Source organism: Cognatilysobacter tabacisoli, from assembly GCF_003586305.1.
Classification (GTDB): Bacteria; Pseudomonadota; Gammaproteobacteria; order Xanthomonadales; family Xanthomonadaceae; genus Cognatilysobacter_A; species Cognatilysobacter_A tabacisoli.
Map to the genome: position 1 here is coordinate 384,653 of NZ_KZ987400.1, position 19,313 is coordinate 403,965.

General features: G+C 72.5%; 13 protein-coding genes. 6 read left to right on the forward strand and 7 right to left on the reverse strand.

All coding sequences use genetic code 11. The features are described 5' to 3' along the window. Positions 1-3 precede the first annotated feature (3 nt). The 5 genes from D3A60_RS01680 to D3A60_RS01700 form a co-directional block, all read right to left on the reverse strand. Entirely contained in the window at positions 4-2,340 is a 2,337-nt protein-coding gene (locus D3A60_RS01680; RefSeq protein ID WP_119716975.1) for a nitric-oxide reductase large subunit, read from the reverse strand. Between the two features lie 94 nt (positions 2,341-2,434). Then, positions 2,435-3,193: a helix-turn-helix domain-containing protein gene (locus D3A60_RS01685; RefSeq protein WP_407062755.1), complete on the reverse strand. Its 759-nt coding sequence runs from the start codon at positions 3,191-3,193 to the stop codon at positions 2,435-2,437. A gap of 13 nt (positions 3,194-3,206) precedes the next feature. After that, the gene (gene hemN / locus D3A60_RS01690) at positions 3,207-4,607 is read right to left on the reverse strand and encodes an oxygen-independent coproporphyrinogen III oxidase (RefSeq protein WP_119716976.1); all 1,401 of its coding nucleotides are present in this window, start codon (positions 4,605-4,607) and stop codon (positions 3,207-3,209) included. 90 nt (positions 4,608-4,697) lie between these two features. Next, positions 4,698-5,141, reverse strand: a complete 444-nt coding sequence (locus tag D3A60_RS01695; protein WP_196778609.1) for a GNAT family N-acetyltransferase — start codon at positions 5,139-5,141, stop codon at positions 4,698-4,700. Next, entirely contained in the window at positions 5,138-5,464 is a 327-nt protein-coding gene (locus D3A60_RS01700; protein WP_407062745.1) for a DUF2782 domain-containing protein, read from the reverse strand. The genes D3A60_RS01695 and D3A60_RS01700 overlap by 4 nt, the downstream gene beginning before the upstream one ends. A gap of 149 nt (positions 5,465-5,613) precedes the next feature. Here D3A60_RS01700 and polA point away from each other — a divergent pair, with 149 nt between their 5' ends. Continuing rightward, entirely contained in the window at positions 5,614-8,379 is a 2,766-nt protein-coding gene (polA, locus tag D3A60_RS01705; RefSeq protein WP_119716977.1) for a DNA polymerase I, read from the forward strand. A gap of 517 nt (positions 8,380-8,896) precedes the next feature. Continuing rightward, positions 8,897-9,352 carry a DUF421 domain-containing protein gene (locus D3A60_RS01710; protein WP_119717501.1) on the forward strand — a complete coding sequence of 152 codons (456 nt, stop codon included), beginning with the start codon at positions 8,897-8,899 and terminating at the stop codon, positions 9,350-9,352. A 15-nt stretch (positions 9,353-9,367) separates the two neighbouring features. Here D3A60_RS01710 and hemF read toward each other — a convergent pair whose 3' ends face one another. Together hemF and D3A60_RS01720 are read right to left on the reverse strand one after the other, a co-directional pair. Further along, a complete protein-coding gene (gene hemF / locus D3A60_RS01715) occupies positions 9,368-10,303 on the reverse strand; it encodes an oxygen-dependent coproporphyrinogen oxidase (RefSeq protein WP_119716978.1) in 936 nt (311 codons plus the stop codon). 55 nt (positions 10,304-10,358) lie between these two features. Continuing rightward, on the reverse strand, positions 10,359-12,803 hold the full coding sequence (locus tag D3A60_RS01720) for an alpha/beta hydrolase family protein (RefSeq protein ID WP_119716979.1): 2,445 nt from the start codon (positions 12,801-12,803) through the stop codon (positions 10,359-10,361). A gap of 221 nt (positions 12,804-13,024) precedes the next feature. Between D3A60_RS01720 and D3A60_RS01725 the strand changes: the two genes are divergently transcribed. From D3A60_RS01725 to D3A60_RS01740, 4 genes are all read left to right on the forward strand, one after another. Further along, positions 13,025-14,461 (forward strand): cytochrome ubiquinol oxidase subunit I, encoded by a 1,437-nt coding sequence (locus D3A60_RS01725; RefSeq protein WP_119716980.1) that lies wholly within the window; start codon positions 13,025-13,027, stop codon positions 14,459-14,461. Next, on the forward strand, positions 14,458-15,471 hold the full coding sequence (gene cydB / locus D3A60_RS01730; protein WP_119716981.1) for a cytochrome d ubiquinol oxidase subunit II: 1,014 nt from the start codon (positions 14,458-14,460) through the stop codon (positions 15,469-15,471). Before D3A60_RS01725 ends, cydB begins: the two co-directional genes overlap by 4 nt. A gap of 110 nt (positions 15,472-15,581) precedes the next feature. Beyond that, positions 15,582-15,851, forward strand: coding sequence for a YcgL domain-containing protein (locus D3A60_RS01735; protein WP_119716982.1), 270 nt, complete (start codon positions 15,582-15,584; stop codon positions 15,849-15,851). A 61-nt stretch (positions 15,852-15,912) separates the two neighbouring features. Next, positions 15,913-19,188 carry an ankyrin repeat domain-containing protein gene (locus D3A60_RS01740; protein WP_231120397.1) on the forward strand — a complete coding sequence of 1,092 codons (3,276 nt, stop codon included), beginning with the start codon at positions 15,913-15,915 and terminating at the stop codon, positions 19,186-19,188. Positions 19,189-19,313 lie beyond the last annotated feature (125 nt).

Consider the following 19,313-nt stretch of genomic DNA (forward strand, 5'->3'; position numbering starts at 1 on the left):
GACTCACGCGTCGCTCGCGTCCACCTCCGCGGTCACCGTCGCCGGCCGCGGCGCGACCCACAGCCGCAGCACGAACCAGGCCAGCGCCAGCGCGCCGACGCTGAAGATCGTGTCGCCCGGCACGCGCATCCACACCAGCAGGTCGACGATCGGCTGCTGCATGAACTCGGCCGAGCGCGCGTACGCGTAGCCGTGCTCGATCGCGGCGAGCAGCTGCATCGTGCCCAGCGGCAGCAGCGTCAGCACCGCCATCAGCGCCAGCCCGAGGTTCAGCGACCAGAACGAGACCTTCAGCGCGCGCGTGTCCCAGTGCATCTGCCCGCGCAGGCCGCGCATGCAGAAAAGCACCAGCGCGATGCCGAGCATCCCGTACACGCCGAACAGCGCGGTGTGGCCGTGCAGCGGCGTCAGGTTCAGGCCCTGCATGTAGTACAGCGACAGCGGCGGGTTGATCAGGAAGCCGAACAGGCCCGCGCCGACCAGGTTCCAGAACGACACCGCGAGGAAGAACATGATCGGCCAGCGGTAGCGGACCATCCACGGCGTCGCCTTGCCGAGCTTGTACGTGTGGTAGGCCTCGAAGCCGATGTACGCCAGCGGCACCACTTCCAGCGCGCTGAAGCTCGCGCCCAGCGCCACCACCGCCGTCGGCGTGCCGACGAAGTACAGGTGGTGCAGGGTGCCGAGCACGCCGCCGGCCATGAAGATGATCGTCGCGAACAGCACCGCCACGGTCGCCGTCGAGGTCTTCAGCAGGCCCAGCCGGGTGAAGATCAGCGCCATCACCGCGGTGGCGAACACCTCGAAGAAGCCCTCGACCCACAGGTGCACCAGCCACCAGCGCCAGTACTCGACCTCGGAGATGTGCGTGTGCTCGCCCCACATCAGCGCCGACGCGAAGAACAGGCCGATGCACACGGTCGACAGGAACAGCAGGCCGACGATGTGGCGCGACTCGCTGGCCTTGCCGTCCGCGCCGCGGCCCATCAGCACCGGCCACAGCGAGCGGCCGACCAGGGTCAGCCACAGCAGCAGGCCGATGAACAGGTACCACTGCCAGAAGCGGCCCATGTCGGCGTACTCCCAGCCCTGGTGGCCGAACCAGAAGTTGTGGTCGAGGCCGAGCTTCTGCATCACCGCCAGCCACTGGCCGACGAACGAGCCGACCACGATCACGATCAGGCTGACGAACAGGAAGTTGACCCCGAAGCGCTGGAACTTCGGCTCATGCCCCGACAGCGCCGGCGCGATGTACAGCCCGGTGCCGAGCCACGCCACCGCGATCCACAGCACCGCCAGCTGGGTGTGCCAGGTGCGGGTGATCGAGTACGGCAGCACGTCCGACAGCGCGTAGCCGTAGGCCTGCTGGCCCTCGACCTGGTAGTGCGCGGTGATCGCGCCGAGCAGGATCTGGGCCAGGAACAGCGCCAGCACCAGCCAGAAGTACTTCGCCGTCGCGCGCATCGACGGGGTGATCCGCAGCGCGGCAAACGGGTCGCGCGCCGGCAGCGTGTCCGGGCTCTCCTCCCGCGTGCGCGCGTGGTGCCAGCCGAGCAGGGCGATGCCGGCCAGCAGGAACAGCACGCTGAAGGCCGACCAGACCCACAGCGGCGCCGGCGGCGTGTTGCCGACCAGCGGCTCGCTCGGCCAGTTGTTGGTGTACGTCACCTGCTTGGCGACCGCGCCGGCCTTGTCCGGCACCATCGCGTCGCCGGGCTCGAGCGGGCGCTCGGTCGTCGCCGCCCACGCCGTCCACCAGAAGAACGCCGTCAGCGCGCGCCGGTGTTCGACGTCCGGCACGGTCGCTTCCTTCATCGCGTAGGCCTCGCGCAGCTCGCGCGTGGCCGGGTCGTTGCCGAACAGGCTCTGGTAGTGCGCGGCGACGTTCGAGATCGCGACCACGCGGTCGCGGTCCAGGGTGATCGTCCTGGTCGCCTCGTCCCAGGTGTTGCGGCGCATGACCGCCTGCAGCCGGCCGCGCAGCGCCGCCTGCTGCTCGGGCCGGAGGTCGGCGTAGGTCGCCATGCCGCCGTCGGCGCGGGCCCACAGGTCGAGCAGGCCGACCGCTTCACGGTGCAGCCAGTCGGCGCTCCAGTCCGGCGCGACGTAGCCGCCGTGGCCCCAGATCGAGCCCAGCTGCATGCCGCCCATCGACTGCCACACCTGGCGGCCGCGTTCGATGTCGGCGCGGGTGTAGACGGTGCCGCCGTCGGTGCTGACGACGCGCTCGGGCATCGGCGGGGCGGCGCGGAAGATCTCGGTGCCCGCCCACAACAGCACCGAGAACGACACGATCAGCAGGGCCGCCAGGCCCAGCCACAGTTTGCGGGTAGTGCTCATGCTCTTCTCCTTGCAGACCCGGGCATGGTCCCCGCGCGGCGCGTCGCCGGCGTTGATTCAGGTCAAGTCGGCGCCACTGCGCGCGACCGCGGACTCAGCCGCGCAGCACCGGCGCGGCCAGCGCTTCGATCGCGTCGCGGTCGAGCAGCTCCAGCTCGCGCCGGTCGACCCGCAGCCAGCCCTCGGTCTGGAAGCGCTTGAGCACGCGGCTGACCGTCTCCGGCGCCAGCCGCAGGTAATTGGCGACGTCGGTGCGCGCCATCGTCAGCGCGAAGCGGTTCGGCGAGAAGCCGCGCGCGGCCAGCCGCCGCGACAGGCCGAGCAGGAACGCGGCCAGCCGCTGGTCGGCCGCCCAGTCGCCGGCCAGCAGCGCGGCGCGGCCAATGTCGCGGCTGAGCAGCCGGAACAGCTGGCGCTGCAGGCCCGGCACGCGCGTGGCGAGCACGGCGATCTTCGGGAACGAGAACCGGCACAGCATCACCGTGTCGAGCGCGACCGCGTTGCACGGGTAGCTCTCGCCGTCGATCGCGTTGAGGCCGATCACCTCGCCGGGCAGGTGGAAGCCGAGCACGTGCTCGCGCCCGTCGCGGTCGATCACATAGGTTTTCACGGTGCCGGCGCGCACCGCCGCGATCGCCTCGAACGGATCGCCCTCGCGGAACACGTGCTCGCCGGCGCGCAGCGGGCCGACGTGCTCGACCAGCACGTGCAGGTCCATCAGCGCGGCCTTGTCCATGCCCTCGTCGAGGCACGCCTGCGAGAACGCGCAGGTCGAGCAGAAGTGCAGGCGGTCGCCGTCGTCGGCGAGCGTGCGCGCGCTGCTGCGCGGGAACGCGGTGTCGTTCACGGCCAACCCCACGACGCGGTCAGATCGCGCGCGAGAAGCGGGGCGTGGCCACCGGGGCCGACTGGTCGAGGTAGCGGTCGAAGCACATCGCGATGTTACGCAACAACAGGCGTCCGGCGGGTGTGACGGTGATCCGGTCGCGGGCAATCCGTACCAGGCCGTCGTCCGCCAGCGGCTGCAGCCGCGCCAGGTCGTCGGCGAAGTAGCGCGCGAACTCGATGTCGTAGCGCCGCTCGAGCGCCGCGATCGGCACCTCGCCCTGGCACATCAGCGACTGGATCAGGTCCGCGCGCAGCTGGTCGTCCTCGCTCAGGCGCATGCCGCGGAACACCGGCAGGCGGCCGTCGTCGAGCGCGGCCTGCCAGCTGAGCAGGTCGCGCGGGTTCTGGCTGAAGCTGTCGCCGATGTGGCTGATCGCGCTGACGCCGAGCCCCACCAGGTCGCTGTCGGCGTGCGTCGTGTAGCCCATGAAGTTGCGGTGCAGGCCGCCGCGGGCCTGCGCCTGCGCCAGCTCGTCGTCGGGCAGCGCGAAGTGGTCCATGCCGATGTACACGTAGCCGGCCGCCGACAGCGACTCGATCGCCAGCTGCAGCAGCGCGAGCTTGGCCTCGGGGTCGGGCAGGTCGGCCGCCTCGATCTGTCGCTGCGGCTTGAACAGCTGCGGCAGGTGCGCGTAGCTGTACACCGCGATGCGGTCCGGGCGCATGCCGACCACGGTCTCGAGCGTACGCGCGAAGCCCTCGCGGCTCTGCTTCGGCAGCCCGTAGATCAGATCGACGTTGACCGAGCGGAAGCCGTTCGCGCGGCAGGCGTCGATCACCGCGCGGGTCTCCTCGACGCTCTGGATGCGGTTGACCGCGGCCTGCACGGCCGGGTCGAAGTCCTGCACGCCGAAGCTGGCGCGGTTGAAGCCGATCGCGGCGAGCTCGGCGACGTCGGCCGGCGACACGAAGCGCGGGTCGAGCTCGATCGAGATGTCGCGGTCGGGCGATTCGGAGAAATGGAACTGCCGGCGCAGGGTGTCGACGACCTCGCGCAGCTGCGTCGGGCTCAGGAAGTTCGGGGTGCCGCCGCCGAAGTGCAGCTGGATCACCTCGCGGTCGCGGTCGAACAGCTGCGCGGTCAGGTCGATCTCGCGGTACAGCCGCGCCAGGTAGGCCTCGCCGCGGGCCTTGTCGCGGGTAATCACGCGGTTGCAGCCGCAGTAGAAGCACGGGCTTTCGCAGAACGGCACGTGCACGTACAGCGACAGCCGGCGCGGGATCGGGTCGCCGTTGCTGGCCGCCGCCGCGTCGCGCAGCTGCGCCTCGCCGAAGCCGGCGTGGAACTGCGGCGCGGTCGGGTACGAGGTGTAGCGCGGACCGGGCCGGTCGTAGCGGCGGAGGAGGTCGGCGCCGAAGGCGGGTGCAGGAGTGGCCATGCGCCGCAGGGTAGGGCCCGGCCGCGCGCGCCATCTTGATTTGGGTCAACTTGGCGGCGGGCGCGGGTCGGCGCCGGGACTGCCGCGCATTCAGTCGAGCGCGATGCCGAAGTGGAAGCCCTCGATCCGCAGCCCCTCGCGCAGGTAGAACGCGTGCGCGTCCTTGCGCTGTGTGCCCGAGTCGAGCTGCAGCCGGGTGCAGCCCAGCCGCCGCGCCTCGGCCTTGAGCCAGTCGAGCAGCGCGGCCCCGAGCCCCTGGCTGCGCGCGGCCGCATCGGTCACCAGGTCGTCGACGTAGACGTGGCGACCCGACGCGAGGAACTCGAGCACACGCCAGCCCGCGTACGCGCGCGGCACGCCGTCGGCGTCGACCAGCACCGTCGCCCGGTAGCCGGCCTCGATCTGCCGCAGCGCCTGCACGACGAAGCGGTCCTCGTCGAACGCCGGCCGCAGCTGTGCGACCACCGGCCACGCCGCGCGCAGCTCGGCTGCGCTGGTCGCGTTTGCGATGCGCACGGTGCCGGTCCCGCTCACCAGCCGAACAGCTTCCAGTACACCGGCGACACCGGGCCCTCGCCCTTGCTGCTGTCGAGCCGTCCGTCGCCGTTGCTGTCGATCAGGTAGTACACCGGCCCGCGCAGCGGCCTGACCTTGACCACCTTGAGCTGGCCGGCGACGCGGTACTCCTCGATCACGTCGCCGTCGCGGCCCTCGCGCGCCGTCACCTCCGCGCCCTGCAGCGCAGCGGTGGGGTCGTCGCCGCCGCCCATCGTGGCGCAGCCGCTGGCGGCCATCGCCAGGCCCAGCGCGAACGCGGCGACGGAGCGGGTGGGAAATGCGAGGGACGGGGTGCGCATGTCGGATCTCCTGGTGCGCGCCGGCCGCGGCGATGGGTGGTGCGGGCGGCCGGAGGCGTCCCGCGAGGATACCCGCTGCCCCGGCGCGCCGGCGGTGACGCGCCGCCGCCGCGGGAAGCGGCGCCGGACCCCCGGCGTAGAATCGCGGCATGACCCGACTCGTACTGATCGACGGCTCCAGCTACCTCTACCGCGCGTTCCACGCGCTGCCGCCGCTGACCAACGACCACGGCGAGCCCACCGGCGCGCTGTTCGGCGTGGTCAACATGCTGCGGGCGACGTTGAACGAGAAGCCCGACTACGCCGCGTTCGTCGTCGACGCGCCGGGCAGGACGTTCCGCGACGACCTCGACCCGCAGTACAAGGCCAACCGCCCGCCGATGCCGGACGACCTGCGCTCGCAGGTCGAGCCGATGATGCGGATCGTCGAGGCACTCGGCCTGCCGATCCTGCGCGTCGCCGGGGTCGAGGCCGACGACGTCATCGGCACGCTCGCGCTGCGCGCGGCCGAGGGCGGCATCGAGGTGACGATCTCGACCGGCGACAAGGATTTCGCCCAGCTCGTGCGTCGCCTCGACAACGGCGCGCACGTGGCGCTGGTGAATACGATGACCGGCAGCCGGCTCGACAGCGACGAGGCGGTGGTCGGCAAGTTCGGCGTGCGCGCCGACCAGATCGTCGACCTGCTGTCGCTGATGGGCGACAGCGTCGACAACATCCCCGGCGTCGACAAGTGCGGGCCGAAGACCGCGGCCAAGTGGCTCGGCGAGTACGGCACGCTCGACGGCGTGATCGCCCATGCCGACGCGATCAAGGGCAAGATCGGCGAGAACCTGCGCGCCGTGCTCGGGCGCCTGCCGCTGAACCGCACGCTGGCGACGATCAAGACCGACGTGGCGCTCGACCGCGGCCCGACCGACCTGTCCCTGCGCGAGCGCGACGTCGCGGTGCTGCGCGAGATGTACGCGCGCTACGGCTTCAAGCAGGCGCTGCGCGAGCTCGACGGCAGCGGCGACGACGACGGCAAGGCCGGCACGCGCAACACCGCAGCCGGCTATGCGCGCAGCGCGGCGCCGGTCGACGGCGTCGATCCCGCGCTCGGGGCGCCTGGCGAGTACGAGCTCGTGCTAACGCGCGAACAGCTCGACGCGTGGGTCGCGCGGCTGCACGCGGCCGATGCGTTCGCGTTCGACACCGAGACCGACTCGCTCGATGCGATGCGCGCGAACCTGGTCGGCCTGAGCCTCAGCGTCGAGCCCGGCCGCGCGTGCTACGTCCCGCTCGCGCACGACTACCCCGGCGCGCCGGCGCAGCTGCCGCGCGGCGAGGTGCTCGACGCGCTGCGGCCGCTGCTCGCCGACCCCGGCAAGCGCAAGATCGGCCAGCACGGCAAGTACGACCTGCACGTGCTGCGCCGCCACGGCGTCGACGTCGCCGGCTACGCCGACGACACCATGCTTGAGAGCTTCGTGCTCAACGCGACGGCGACGCGCCACGACATGGACTCGCTGGCGCGCCGCTACCTCGGCTACGAGACCGTCAAGTACGAGGACGTGGCCGGCAAGGGCGCGAAGTCGATCCCGTTCTCGCAGGTCGCGCTCGACGACGCCACGCGCTACGCCGCCGAGGACGCCGACGTGACCCTGCGGCTGCACCGCGCGCTGGCGCCGAAGCTCGCCGCCGAGCCGGCGCTGGAACGCGTCTACCGCGACATCGAGATGCCGCTGGTGCCGGTGCTGACGCGGGTCGAGGCCAACGGCGTGCGCGTCGACGCCGACGAGCTGCGCCGGCAGTCGGCCGACCTGTCCAAGCGCATGCTCGCCGCGCAGCAGCAGGCGACCGAGCTGGCCGGGCGCACGTTCAACCTCGACTCGCCCAAGCAGCTCGGCGCGCTGCTGTTCGACGAGCTCAAGCTGCCGGCGCTGGTCAAGACGCCATCGGGCGCGCCGTCGACCAACGAGGAGGCGCTCGAGGCGATCGCCGACCAGCACGAGCTGCCGCGCGTGATCCTCGAGTACCGCGGGCTGGCCAAGCTGCGCAGCACGTACACCGACAAGCTGCCGGAGATGATCAACCCCGCCACCGGCCGCGTGCACACCAGCTACCACCAGGCCGGCGCGGCGACCGGGCGGCTGGCGTCGAGCGACCCGAACCTTCAGAACATCCCGATCCGCACCGACGACGGCCGCCGCATCCGCACCGCGTTCGTCGCGCCGCCGGGCCGGGTGATCGTCGCGTGCGACTACTCGCAGATCGAGCTTCGGATCATGGCGCACCTGTCCGAGGACGCCGGCCTGCTCGGCGCGTTCGCGTCCGGCGCGGACGTGCACAAGGCCACCGCGGCCGAGGTGTTCGGCAAGACCATCGACACGGTGTCGGGCAACGAGCGGCGCGCGGCAAAGGCGATCAACTTCGGCCTGATGTACGGCATGGGCGCGTTCGGACTGGCGCGGCAGCTCGGCATCGGCCGCGGCGAGGCGCAGGACTACATCGCGCTGTACTTCAGCCGCTACCCGGGCGTGCGCGACTTCATGGAGCGCACCCGCCAGCAGGCGCGCGAGCAGGGCTACGTCGAGACCGTGTTCGGCCGGCGCCTGTACCTGGACAACATCACCGCGCGCAACCAGGGGCTGCGCGCCGGCGCCGAGCGCGCGGCGATCAATGCGCCGATGCAGGGCACGGCGGCCGACATCATCAAGCGGGCGATGGTCAGCGTCGACGACTGGCTGAAGGATTCACGCGAGCGGGCCCTGATGGTGCTGCAGGTGCACGACGAACTGGTGTTCGAATGCGATGCCGATTTCGTCGCCGGCCTGCTGGAAGGTGTCACCCGCCGCATGGCCGCGGCCGCGGAGCTGCGGGTGCCGTTGGTCGTCGACAGCGGGGTCGGGCAGAATTGGGAAGAAGCCCACTGAACGCGCACGTTGCCGGAAGTTAGCCGGATTTGGCGGTCTGAATCGACCCTGAATCCAACAAAAGCTTAACTTTCGCCTTCACGAACTATCCATGTGCCCGGTGGTCTTATTACTCGCGACAGGTGCAACGCCTGTCGTAGATCTCTCCCTCCCCTGGAGTGATCCCCGGAACGTAAGGCCCCTCCCCAGGCCCCGTTCCACCAGCCCCGCCGGCCCCCCCTGCCTGCGGGGCTTTTTATTGCCTGCGCTTTCTGCCCAGGCAATAAAACCCAAGATTTGCCGGGGCAAATCTTGGGCCCCGCTATGCGCTTCCGAACCCCGCGGCTTCGCCGCGCCCACTTACCAAGGGGGCTCTCCACCAGACGGTAGACCGGCGCCGTCGGATCGGGCTGGTCAGAGCGACCTTCCCAGACTTGCGACTGATTAGCCGCAAACACGCGGCCTTCGGTCCCCGTGGCCGACACTCGCCGCCCCGGGCTAGTCGGGATGGAAGGAGCGCACCGTGTTCGAGCTGTCGATGCCGTGGTGGGAGTTCGTCTTGCGCGCGGTCGTCGTCTACGTCGTGCTGCTGGCGCTGGTGCGGGTGTCGGGCAAGCGCACGATCGGGCAGTTCACGCCGTTCGACATGATCGTCGTCGTGCTGCTCGGCACCGCGGTGCAGAACTCGCTGATCGGCGAGGACGTGTCGCTGCTCGGCGGGCTGATCCTCGCCGCGACGCTGATCGGGTTGAACTGGCTGGTCGGACGGCTCAGCGCGCGCAGCCGGCGCGTCGAGGAGCTGGTCGAAGGCGTGCCGGTGCTGCTCGCGCGCAACGGCAAGGTGTACGAGCACGTGCTGCGCAAGCAGTCGCTGACCGACACCGACCTCGACGAGGCGATGCGCGAAGCCGGCTGCACCGACCGCAGCCGCATCGCGGTGGCGTACTTGGAAACCGACGGCGCGATCACCGTTGTGCCGCGCGCGGAGGACTGACTGGGAGCTCGCCGACTACGTCCGTTCGGCAAGCCAGTCGCGCGGGCGCAGGTAGTCGGCCAGCCGGGCCTCCGCGCTGCCGGGCTCCGGCGCGTAGCCATACTCCCAGCGCACCAGCGGCGGCAGGCTCATCAGGATCGACTCGGTGCGCCCGCCGGACTGCAGGCCGAACAGCGTGCCGCGGTCGAACACCAGGTTGAACTCGACATAGCGCCCGCGGCGGTACAGCTGGAACGCGCGCTCGCGCTCGCCGTACGGCGTGTCGCGGCGGCGCTCGACCAGCGGCAGGTAGGCGTCGAGGAAGCCGTCGCCGACTGCGCGCTGGTAGGCGAAGTCGCGCTCGAAGTCGTCGTGCAGGTCGTCGAAGAACAGGCCGCCGACGCCGCGGGTTTCGTCGCGGTGCTTCAGGAAGAAGTACTCGTCGCACCAACGCTTGTGCGCGGCGTAGCGCGCCTCGCCCCCGAACGGCGCGCACAGGTCGCGCGCGGTGGCATGCCAGTGCCGCACGTCCTCGTCGAACGGGTAGAACGGGGTCAGGTCGAACCCACCGCCGAACCACCACGCCACCGTCTGGCCGTCGCGCAGCGCGCGGAAGTGGCGCACGTTCGCGTGCGTCGTCGGCAGGTACGGATTGCGCGGATGGAACACCAGCGACACCCCGACCGCCCGCCACGAGGCGCCGGCGAGCTCGGGCCGCGCCGCGGTCGCCGACGGCGGCAGCTTCGTCCCCGACACGTCGGAGAAGCCGATGCCCGCCTGCTCGAACACCGCGCCGTCGCGCAGGATCCGGGTGCGTCCGCCGCCGCCTTCGGGCCGCTGCCAGACGTCTTCGACGAAGCGGGCGCGCCCGTCGGCGCCTTCGATCGCGGCGCAGATGCGGTCCTGCAGGCCGGTCAGGTAGTCGCGGACGCGCAGGAAGTCGGCGTCGGTCTCGAGGTCGGGTGCGCTCATGCGCGCCATTGTAGGGCGGCGGCGCGGCCGGTTCGCCGCGCCACCGCGCCGCGCGCTACTTCAGCGTGCGCTCGAACAGCTCGTAGATGCGCCGGTACTCGTCGTACCACGCCTCCGGGTGGGTGAAGCCGTGCCGCTCCATCGGGTACGACGCCAGCTCCCAGTCGTGCTTCTTCAGCTCGATCAGCCGCTGCGCGAGCATCACCGAATCCTTGTAGAACACGTTGTCGTCGATCATGCCGTGGGCGATCAGCAGGTGGTCCTGCAGGCGGTCGGCGTATTCGATCGGCGACGACTTGCGGTAGGCCTCGGGGTCGAGCACCGGCGTGTTGAGGATGTTCGACGTGTACTCGTGGTTGTACTGCGACCAGTCGGTGACCGGCCGCAGCGCGGCGCCGGCCTTGAACACGCCCGGCTCGCGGAACAGCGCCATGAACGTCATGAAGCCGCCGTAGCTGCCGCCGTAGATGCCGGCGCGGTCGCGGTCTCCCTGCTTGTTGGCGACGACCCAGTCGAGGCCGTCGAGGTAGTCCTCGAGTTCGGGGTGGCCCATCTGCCGGTAGATCGCCGTGCGCCAGTCGCGGCCGTAGCCCTCGGACGCGCGGAAGTCGAGGTCGAGCACCACGTAGCCCTGCTGCACCAGCAGGTTGTGGAACATCTGCTCGCGGAAATAGTTCGGATAGCGGTCGCTGACGTTCTGCAGGTAGCCGGCGCCGTGCACGAACATCACCACCGGGTAGCGGCGGCCCGGCTCGTACGTCGCCGGCCCGTAGAACTTGCCCCAGATCGTGCCGGCGCCGTGCTTGCTCGGCACCTGCACGTACTCGGGCTCGATCCACGTGCGCGCCTTGAACGCCGCCGTGCGCGTGTCGGTCAGCGTGACCGCGTCGCCGCCGCGCGCATCGACCACCGCGGCCTGCGGCGGCAGGTAGCTGTCGGAGTGGCGGACCAGCACGCGCGCGCCGTCGGGCGACAGGCTGAAGTCCTCGACGCCGTCGAGCGCGGTGACCTCGCGCACGGCGCCGCCGTCGGCGTCGACCGCGCACACTTCGTAGTCGCCCGGCCACGCGCGGTTGCACAGGAAGTAGAAGCCGCGCCCGTCCGGCGCGGGCAACGGGGACGACACCTCCCAGCGGCCCGACGTCAGCGCGCGCGGCGCGCCGGTGGCGCCGGCCAGGTACAGGTGCGCGTAGCCGCTCTGTTCGGACAGCAGCCACAGGCGGCTGTTGCCGGACGCATCCTCGAGCCAGCCGAAGTCGTTGAAGCCCCAGTTGATCCAGGCCGGGTCGGTGAGCCGATGACGCAGCGTCAGCGCCGTGCCGGCGGCCGGCGCGAGCGTCGCGATCCAGCGGTCCTTGTTGTCGACCGCGCGCAGCAGCACCGCGGCGCTGCGGCCGTCGGACGTCCACTGGATCGACGGGCCGCTGCCGCCGGCGTCGGTTTCCAGCCGCACCGGGCGGTTGCCCTTCAGCGGCTCCTGCTTCGCGGCCTTGCGCAGCGCGGCCAGGGGGTCCTCGGCGATGCCGGGCAGGCCGTCGAAGCTCAGCTCGCTGACCTTGGCCGTCGCGTTCTCGACCAGCCACAGCCGGTGCGGCAGCGGCGCGTTGCGGCCGACCCGGGTGCGGACCTCCTCGAACTCCTCGTAGCCCGACTCGGTCACGTACTTGGGCATCTTTCCGGCCTGGCCCTCGTCGCCGGACTTGGGCTCAGTGACGACCAGCAGCCACTTCGCGTCGGGCGACAGCGCGCTGTCGACGATCTTCACCTCGTCGCCGAGGTACGCCGGCAGCGGCGCGCGGGTCGGGTCGGCGCGGCGCCACTCGGCGTCCTGCGCGCGCGCGGCCTCGCGGCGCGCGCGGTCGTCGCGCAGCGTCTCGAGCAGCGCCAGCTGGCGCTCGCGCAGGTCGTCCGCCTTCGGCGGCGCGGCCGGGTCCTTCTCGGCCTTGACCAGCGCCGCCTGGCGCACGCCGTCGCCGGCGCGCCACGCGAACCACTCGTTGCCGGCGCGGAACACCAGCCCGCCGTCGCGGCTCCACTGCGGGCGCGACTCGGTCGCGTCGGTGCGGGTGACCGCGGTCAGCGCGCCGCTGCGCAGGTCGCGCACGAAGATGTCGCCGTTGCGCGCGTACGCCATCCGCGTGCGCGCCGCGTCGTAGACCGGACGCGCGGCGTCGAGCGATGCGCGCGCGGCGCCGTCGACGCGCGTCGACGCGCCGCCGGCGACCGGCACCTCGAACGTGTCGCGGATCGTCGCGCCGTCGCGCTTGCGCGTGTACTGCACGCGCTGGCCGTCCCACGCCCACCACGCGCTCTCGACCGACGAACCGATCCAGTCCGGGTCGGCCATCGCCTGGTCGAGGGTGATCGGCGTCGACGCGGTGGCGCGCGGCGGCGTCGACGCAGCGCCCTGCGCGAAGGCGCCGGATGCGCAAAGCGAACCGGCAAGCACGGCCAGGCCGGCCAGGAAGAAGGGCGGAGCGGGACGGGTGGCGAAGGGCATGCGGACTTCCAGCGGACGAAAACCGGCGCAGCGTAGCAGCCGTCGGGGCGACGCCGGACGGCCCGTCGGTCATGCCTCCGCGGCGCCGCCGCGCGCGTATCTGCAGCCGTTACCACCGCGCTCCGCGCGGCCGCGCGCACGCCGGGCGTGGCGCCGGCCGGCGCGCGGGGCGACACTATGCGGCGCGGCGCTCCCCCCTCGCGCGTCGCGGAGGACGTGGCGTGGATGCACTGCTGCTGTCGCGGATCCAGTTCGGATTCGTCATTTCGTTCCACATCCTGTTCCCGGCGTTCACGATCGGGCTGGCCAGCTGGCTGGCGTTCCTCGAATGGCGCTGGCTGCGCACCCGCGACGCGCTGTGGCGCGACCTGTATTTCTTCTGGCTGAAGATCTTCGCCGTGTCGTTCGGCATGGGCGTGGTCAGCGGCATCGTCATGAGCTTCCAGTTCGGCACCAACTGGTCGGTGCTCAGCGAGAAGGCCGGCAACATCCTCGGCCCGCTGCTGAGCTACGAGGTGCTGACGGCGTTCTTCCTCGAGGCGACGTTCCTCGGCGTGATGCTGTTCGGCTGGAAACGGGTGTCGCCGAAGCTGCATTTCCTCTCGACCTGCATGGTCGCGCTCGGCACGCTGATCTCGACGTTCTGGATCATCTCGGCCAACAGCTGGATGCAGACGCCGCAGGGCTACACGCTCGACGCGGCCGGCGTGTTCTCGCCGGCGGACTGGTCGCAGATCATCTTCAACCCGTCGTTCCCGTACCGGCTGGCGCACATGGTGCTGGCGGCGTTCATCACCACGTGCTTCGTGATCGGCGGCGTCAGCGCGGCCTACCTGCGCCGCGGCGAGCACGTCGAGGCCGGCCGGCGCATGCTGAAGCTGGCGATCGCGTTCGCCGCGATCGCGGTGCCGCTGCAGATCGTGTCCGGCGACCTGCACGGGCTCAACGTCGGCCAGTACCAGCCGACCAAGCTGGCGGCGATGGAGGCGCACTGGCGCAGCCACGGCAAGGGCGAGGGCGTGCCGCTGGTGCTGTTCGCGGTGCCGAACGAGACGGCCGAGCGCAACGACTACGAGATCGCGATCCCGAAGCTCGGCAGCCTGATCCTGACCCACAGCCTCGACGGCGAGATCCAGCCGCTGACCGCGGTGCCGCGCGAGGAGCGGCCGCCGGTCGCGCCGGTGTTCTACGCCTTCCGGGTGATGGTCGGCATCGGCACGGCGATGCTGCTGCTGGTGCTGGCCTCGCTATGGGCGTGGCGGCGCGGCACGCTCGAGCGCAGCCGCTGGCTGCTGCAGGGCTGGCGGTTGATGCTGCCGTCGGGCTTCATCGCGCTGCTGGCCGGCTGGTACGTCGTCGAGATCGGCCGCCAGCCGTACGTGATCTACGGCCTGCTGCGCACCGCCGACGCGGTCAGCGCGGTCGACGCCGGCAGCGTGCTGGCGTCGCTGATCGCGTTCGTGGTGGCCTACGCGGGCGTGTTCGGCGCGGGCACCTGGTATCTGTTCAAGCTGGTGCGCAAGGGCCCGCAGCCGCACGAGCCGGCGCCCGACACCGAGCACGGCGACAAGACGCCGGCGCGCCCGCTGTCGCTGCCGGACGAGCCGGTCGAGGGCGCGCCGGAGAACGCGGCGCGCGCCACCGGAGGTGCGGCATGAGTCCGGAGACCTGGCTGCCGGTCGCGTGGTTCGCGGTGATCGGCTTCGGCGTGCTGATGTACGTGCTGCTCGACGGCTTCGTGCTCGGGCTCGGCATCCTCGCGCCGTTCGCCGAGGACGAGCACCAGCTCGACCACATGATGAACACCGCCGCGCCGATCTGGGACGGCAACGAGACCTGGCTGGTGCTCGGCGGCGCCGGCCTGCTGGCGGCGTTCCCGAAGGCCTACGCGCTGGTGCTGTCGGCGCTGTACCTGCCGGTGCTGCTGATGCTGATCGCGCTGGTGTTCCGCGGCGTGGCGTTCGAGTTCCGCTTCAAGGCGGTGCGCGCGAAACCGTTCTGGGGCGCGGCGTTCGCGCTGGGCTCGATGCTGGCCGCGTTCGCGCAGGGCGTGATCCTCGGCGCGCTCGTCGAGGGCATGCCGCTGCAGGAAGGCAAGTACGTCGGCGGCGCGTTCGGCTGGTTCAGCCCGTTCTCGATGCTGACCGGCGTGGCGGTGCTGTTCGGCTACGCGCTGCTCGGCGCGACCTGGCTGGTGCTCAAGACCGAGGGGCGCATGCAGCTGGTCGCGCGCACCCTGACCCGCCCGCTGGTGCTGGTCGTCGTCGCGTTCATGGGCCTGGTCAGCACCTGGCTGCCGTTCCTCGATTCGCGGCTGATGGCGCGCTGGTTCGACGGCGGCAATTTCTGGTGGCTGGCGCCGGTGCCGCTGCTGGCGCTGGCCAACGCGTTCGCGCTGTGGCGCGCGGTGATGCGCGAGGGCCGCGACGCGACGCCGTTCCTGCTGACGCTGTGCTTCTTCGCGCTCGGCTTCGCCGGGCTGGTGCTCGGCATCTGGCCGTACATCGTGCCGCCGTCGCTGACGATCTGGGAGGCGTCGTCGCCGCCGTCGTCGCAGGGCTTCGTGATGGTCGGGCTGGTCGTGCTGCTGCCGGCGATCCTCGGCTACACCGCGTGGTCGTACCGCGTGTTCAAGGGCAAGATCGCCGCCGACGCCGGTTACCACTGAGACCGGCCAGGGACGGATCGCAGCGGCGCTGGATCGCGGCCTGCGCGGGGCCGCGGCGGGCGGGTATGCTGTGCGCATCATCACGCTGCGCAGCGACCCGCCAGCCCCGCATGCAAGCCTACGTCTACAAGAGCCTGAAAAAGGCCGAGACCTACGTGTACCTGAGCGCACGCGATGCGTTCGCACGCCTGCCCGAACCGCTGCGCACGCAGCTGGGCACGCTGCAGTTCGTCATGGAGCTGGCGCTGACGCCCGAGCGCAGGCTGGCCCGCGAAGACGCCGCGGTAGTGCGCGAGAACCTCGCCGCGCGCGGCTTCCACGTGCAGTTCCCGCCGACGATGGTCGATCCGATGACCGAGGACTGGGGCACCGATGCCTGAGTCGCTGCCCGGGCGCCCGCGCGGCCCGCACGCGACGGGCGCGGGCTCGTCGCGCGTGCCGATGGCCGCGCTGCTCGGCGCGGGCGTCGCGCTGAGCCTGCTCGCCGGCGCCGGCGGCGTCGTCGCGGCGCTGGCGATGACCCTGGCGCAGCCGGCGTTCGCCGTCGGCGTCGCGGCGTGGCGCGGCCGTCCGCTGGTCGCGCGCGACCTGCCCGCACAGGCGCTCGCGCCGCTGCTGGCGTGGGCGCTCGCGTTCGCGATGATCGCCGCGGTCGTGGCGTGGCCGCTGGCGTCGCTGCGCGAAACCGGGTCGCTGTCGGCCGCGCTCGGCCTCAGCGTCGTCGCCGGCGGCGCGCTGCTCGCCCTGTGGCGGCTGTGGCCGCTGTGGCACGGCATCGAACGCGACGGCGGCAGCGTCGGCGACCACTGGCGCGCGGTCGGCGACAGCGACACCGGGACGTGGCGCGGGCTCGGCGTGGCCGCGGTCATCGCCGCGCTGGCGGCGCTGACGCTGGTGCTGGCGTGGCCGGGCCTGGTCTCGCCGACGGTGCGGTGGGTGCTCGCGGCCGCTGCCGCCCTGGGCGGCGCGCCGCTGCACCTGCTGCTGCAGCGCACCGCGCCGGCCGAGCGCAGCGCGCCGGTGCTGTTCGACGACGAGCCCGTCGACGAACCCGTCGCCGCCACGCTCGGCGGCGAGCCGCTCGAGCAGGCGCTGTACGCCGCCGCGCGCAGCGGACGCGTCGACCGCGCGCTCGAACTGCTCGAACTCGGCGCCGACGTACACGCGCCGCCGCCGGCCGACGACCGCGACCAGCGCAGCCTCGCCGTGCTCGCGTCGGTGCTGCCGGACCTGCGCCTGCTGCGGGGGCTGATCGCGCGCGGCATCGACCTCAACGGCTCGCACGCCGGCGTCACCCCGCTGCTGGCCGCGACCCGCGACAGCTGGCACGGCCGGCCGGACGCGGTGATGACGCTGCTGGCCAACGGCGCCGACCCGCGCGCGGTCGACGCCGACGGCAACACCGCGCTGCACCACGCCGCGCGCAGCTCCGACCCCGGCGTGGCCGCGCTTTTGCGCGACGCGGCGGCCGAGCTCGACGCGCTGAACGCCGACGGCCTGTCGCCGCTCGGGGTCGCGTGCGCATCGGGCAACTGGCGGCTGGCGAAGTTCCTGCTCGAGCGCGGCGCCCGACCCGAGCCCGCCGGCGGCCAGCCGGTGCTGCTCGCCGCGGCCGGCAGCGAGGAGGACGACCCCGCCGGCGTGCTGCTGCTGCTCAAGCACAAGGCCAAGGTCGACGCGCGCGACCCGGCCGGGCGCACCGCATTGCACGAGGCCGCGCTGGCCGGCCACGTCGAGATCGCCGCCGCGCTGCTGGCCGCCGGTGCCAACGCCGCCGCGGTCGACCGACTCGGCCGCACGCCGTTGCTCGAGGCCGCGCGCGGCGGGCGGCTCGGCGTGCTCGAACGCTTGCTCGAACACCTGCCGCGCGGCGGCGCCGCCGAGGCCTCAGCGCTCGACGCGCACGGCCGCAACGCGCTGGCGCTGGCGGCGATGGCCGATGCGACGACGCCGGCGCTGCTGCAGCGGCTGCTCGACCTCGGGCTCGACCCCGACCAGCGCGACTTCGACGACAAGCGCGCGATCGACCACGCCGCCGCCGCCGGGCGCTGGTCGCTGGTCGCCGCGCTCGACCGCGCCTACCCGCTGCCGTCGAGCGTGGTCCACGACGCCGGCGAGGCGTTCGAGGCGCCGCTGCCGACGCGCGCGCCGGCCGCGCTGCTGCGCGAGGCGCTGCACGACCGCCGCATCGACGGGCTCGACAACCTCGCCGGCCTGCTGACGCCGGCCGAACTCGGCGCGCTGTTGCACGACGAGCCGCCCGCGCCGTCGCCCGAACAGGTCGACTGGCTGCTGCAGCGCGGCGCCGATCCCGATGTGCGCGACGCGCACGGCGACACCCCGGTGTTCGCGCTGCTGTCGCGCGGACCGGCCGCGCTCGCGGCGCTGCAGGTGCTGCTGCGCCGCGGCGTTTCGCCCGCCGGTGCCGGCGGGCTGGCGCGCTTCCTCGCCGCCTGCGCCGCCGGCGAGCACGCCGCGCGCGGGCTTGAGCACCTCGCATTGGAGCTGCTCGACCGCGGCGCCGATCCGTTCGCGCCGTCGCGCAGCGGCGACCCGCCGCTGGCGCTGACCGTGCGCCTGGGCTGGACCCGCCTGCTGGCGCGGCTGCTGGCGATCGGCGTCGACCTCGACGCGCGCGACAGCCACGGCATGAGCCCGCTGCACCTGGCCGCCGCGCTGGGGCGCGAAGCGATGCTGAAGCAGCTGATCGCGCACGGCGCATCGCCCGACCTGCGCGCCGCCGACGGCCAGACGCCGCTCGGCGTGGCGCTGTCGGCCGGCCGCCGCGACCTCGCCGACTGGCTCGACTGGCGCGGCTGGCCGCTGCCGCGCCGGCCGCTGCACGCGCAGGACGTGCCCGGCGCGGCGATCGTCGGCGACGCCGACGCGGTGCGCCGCCTGCTCGACCTCGGCCTGCCGGTCGACGCGCTCGACAGCCAGGGCTGCACTGCGCTGCTGCGCGCCGCCGGCGGCGGCCATCGCGCCGTCGTCGACCTGCTGCTGGCGCGCGGCGCCGAGCCGCAGCGCGCGGCCAACTCCGGCGCGACGCCTCTGTCGGCCGCGGTCAGCATGCGCCACGTCGACATCGTCGACCGCCTGCTGGCGGCCGGCGCCTCGCTCGAGCAGCGCCTGCCCGGCGACCTCACCGTGCTGATGGTCGCGTGCGCTCTCGGCCTGCCCGACCTGGCCGCGCGCCTGCTCGCCGCCGGCGCCAACGTGCACGCCGCCGACACCCAGGACCGAACCGCGCTGCACTGCGCGGCGATGTACGGCTTCACCGCGCGCGAGCGCGCGCGCTTCGTCGCGCTGCTCGACACGCTGCTGCTGGCCGGCGCCGAGGCCGACCAGCCGGCCGCCGGCGCGACCCCGCTGCTGCTGCTGCTCGGCGCGCGCGCCGAGCCGGGCACTGCGGCCGACGAGGACGTGCTGATCGCCGGCATCGACCAGCTGCTCGACCACGACGCCGCGCTCGATGCCAAGGACCCCCGCGGCTTCGGCCCGCTGCACCTGGCCGCGCTGCACGGGCTGCCCCGCGTCGTGCAGAAGCTGCTGCGCGCCGGCGCCGACCCGGACCTGCGCGATGCGCTTAACCGCAGCCCGCGCGAGATCGCGGTGATGCGCGGCTTCGTCGACATCGCCGCCGAGTTCGCGCCGTCGTCGCCGACCGCCAACGTGTCGATGGCGCGGTTCCTGCGCGACCGCGCCGAGCCGCGCTGAGCTGGCCGTCAGACTCGGCGGTGCCGCACGCGCTTGCCGGCGCGCGGTGCTATGCGAGCGTCAGCCCGGGCCGGACGCAGCTGCGGCCACGCCCGAACGTGCAATCGCCCCGCGCGTGAACGCGA

Bases quoted from the DNA above. Each gene is read 5' to 3' on its own strand.
- D3A60_RS01680 (WP_119716975.1), bottom strand. From the start codon at position 2,340: ATGAGCACTACCCGCAAACTGTGGCTGGGCCTGGCGGCCCTGCTGATC.
- hemN (WP_119716976.1), bottom strand. From the start codon at position 4,607: ATGGCCACTCCTGCACCCGCCTTCGGCGCCGACCTCCTCCGCCGCTAC.
- D3A60_RS01700 (WP_407062745.1), bottom strand. From the start codon at position 5,464: ATGCGCACCCCGTCCCTCGCATTTCCCACCCGCTCCGTCGCCGCGTTC.
- polA (WP_119716977.1), top strand. From the start codon at position 5,614: ATGACCCGACTCGTACTGATCGACGGCTCCAGCTACCTCTACCGCGCG.
- D3A60_RS01710 (WP_119717501.1), top strand. From the start codon at position 8,897: ATGCCGTGGTGGGAGTTCGTCTTGCGCGCGGTCGTCGTCTACGTCGTG.
- hemF (WP_119716978.1), bottom strand. From the start codon at position 10,303: ATGAGCGCACCCGACCTCGAGACCGACGCCGACTTCCTGCGCGTCCGC.
- D3A60_RS01720 (WP_119716979.1), bottom strand. From the start codon at position 12,803: ATGCCCTTCGCCACCCGTCCCGCTCCGCCCTTCTTCCTGGCCGGCCTG.
- cydB (WP_119716981.1), top strand. From the start codon at position 14,458: ATGAGTCCGGAGACCTGGCTGCCGGTCGCGTGGTTCGCGGTGATCGGC.
- D3A60_RS01735 (WP_119716982.1), top strand. From the start codon at position 15,582: ATGCAAGCCTACGTCTACAAGAGCCTGAAAAAGGCCGAGACCTACGTG.
- D3A60_RS01740 (WP_231120397.1), top strand. From the start codon at position 15,913: ATGGCCGCGCTGCTCGGCGCGGGCGTCGCGCTGAGCCTGCTCGCCGGC.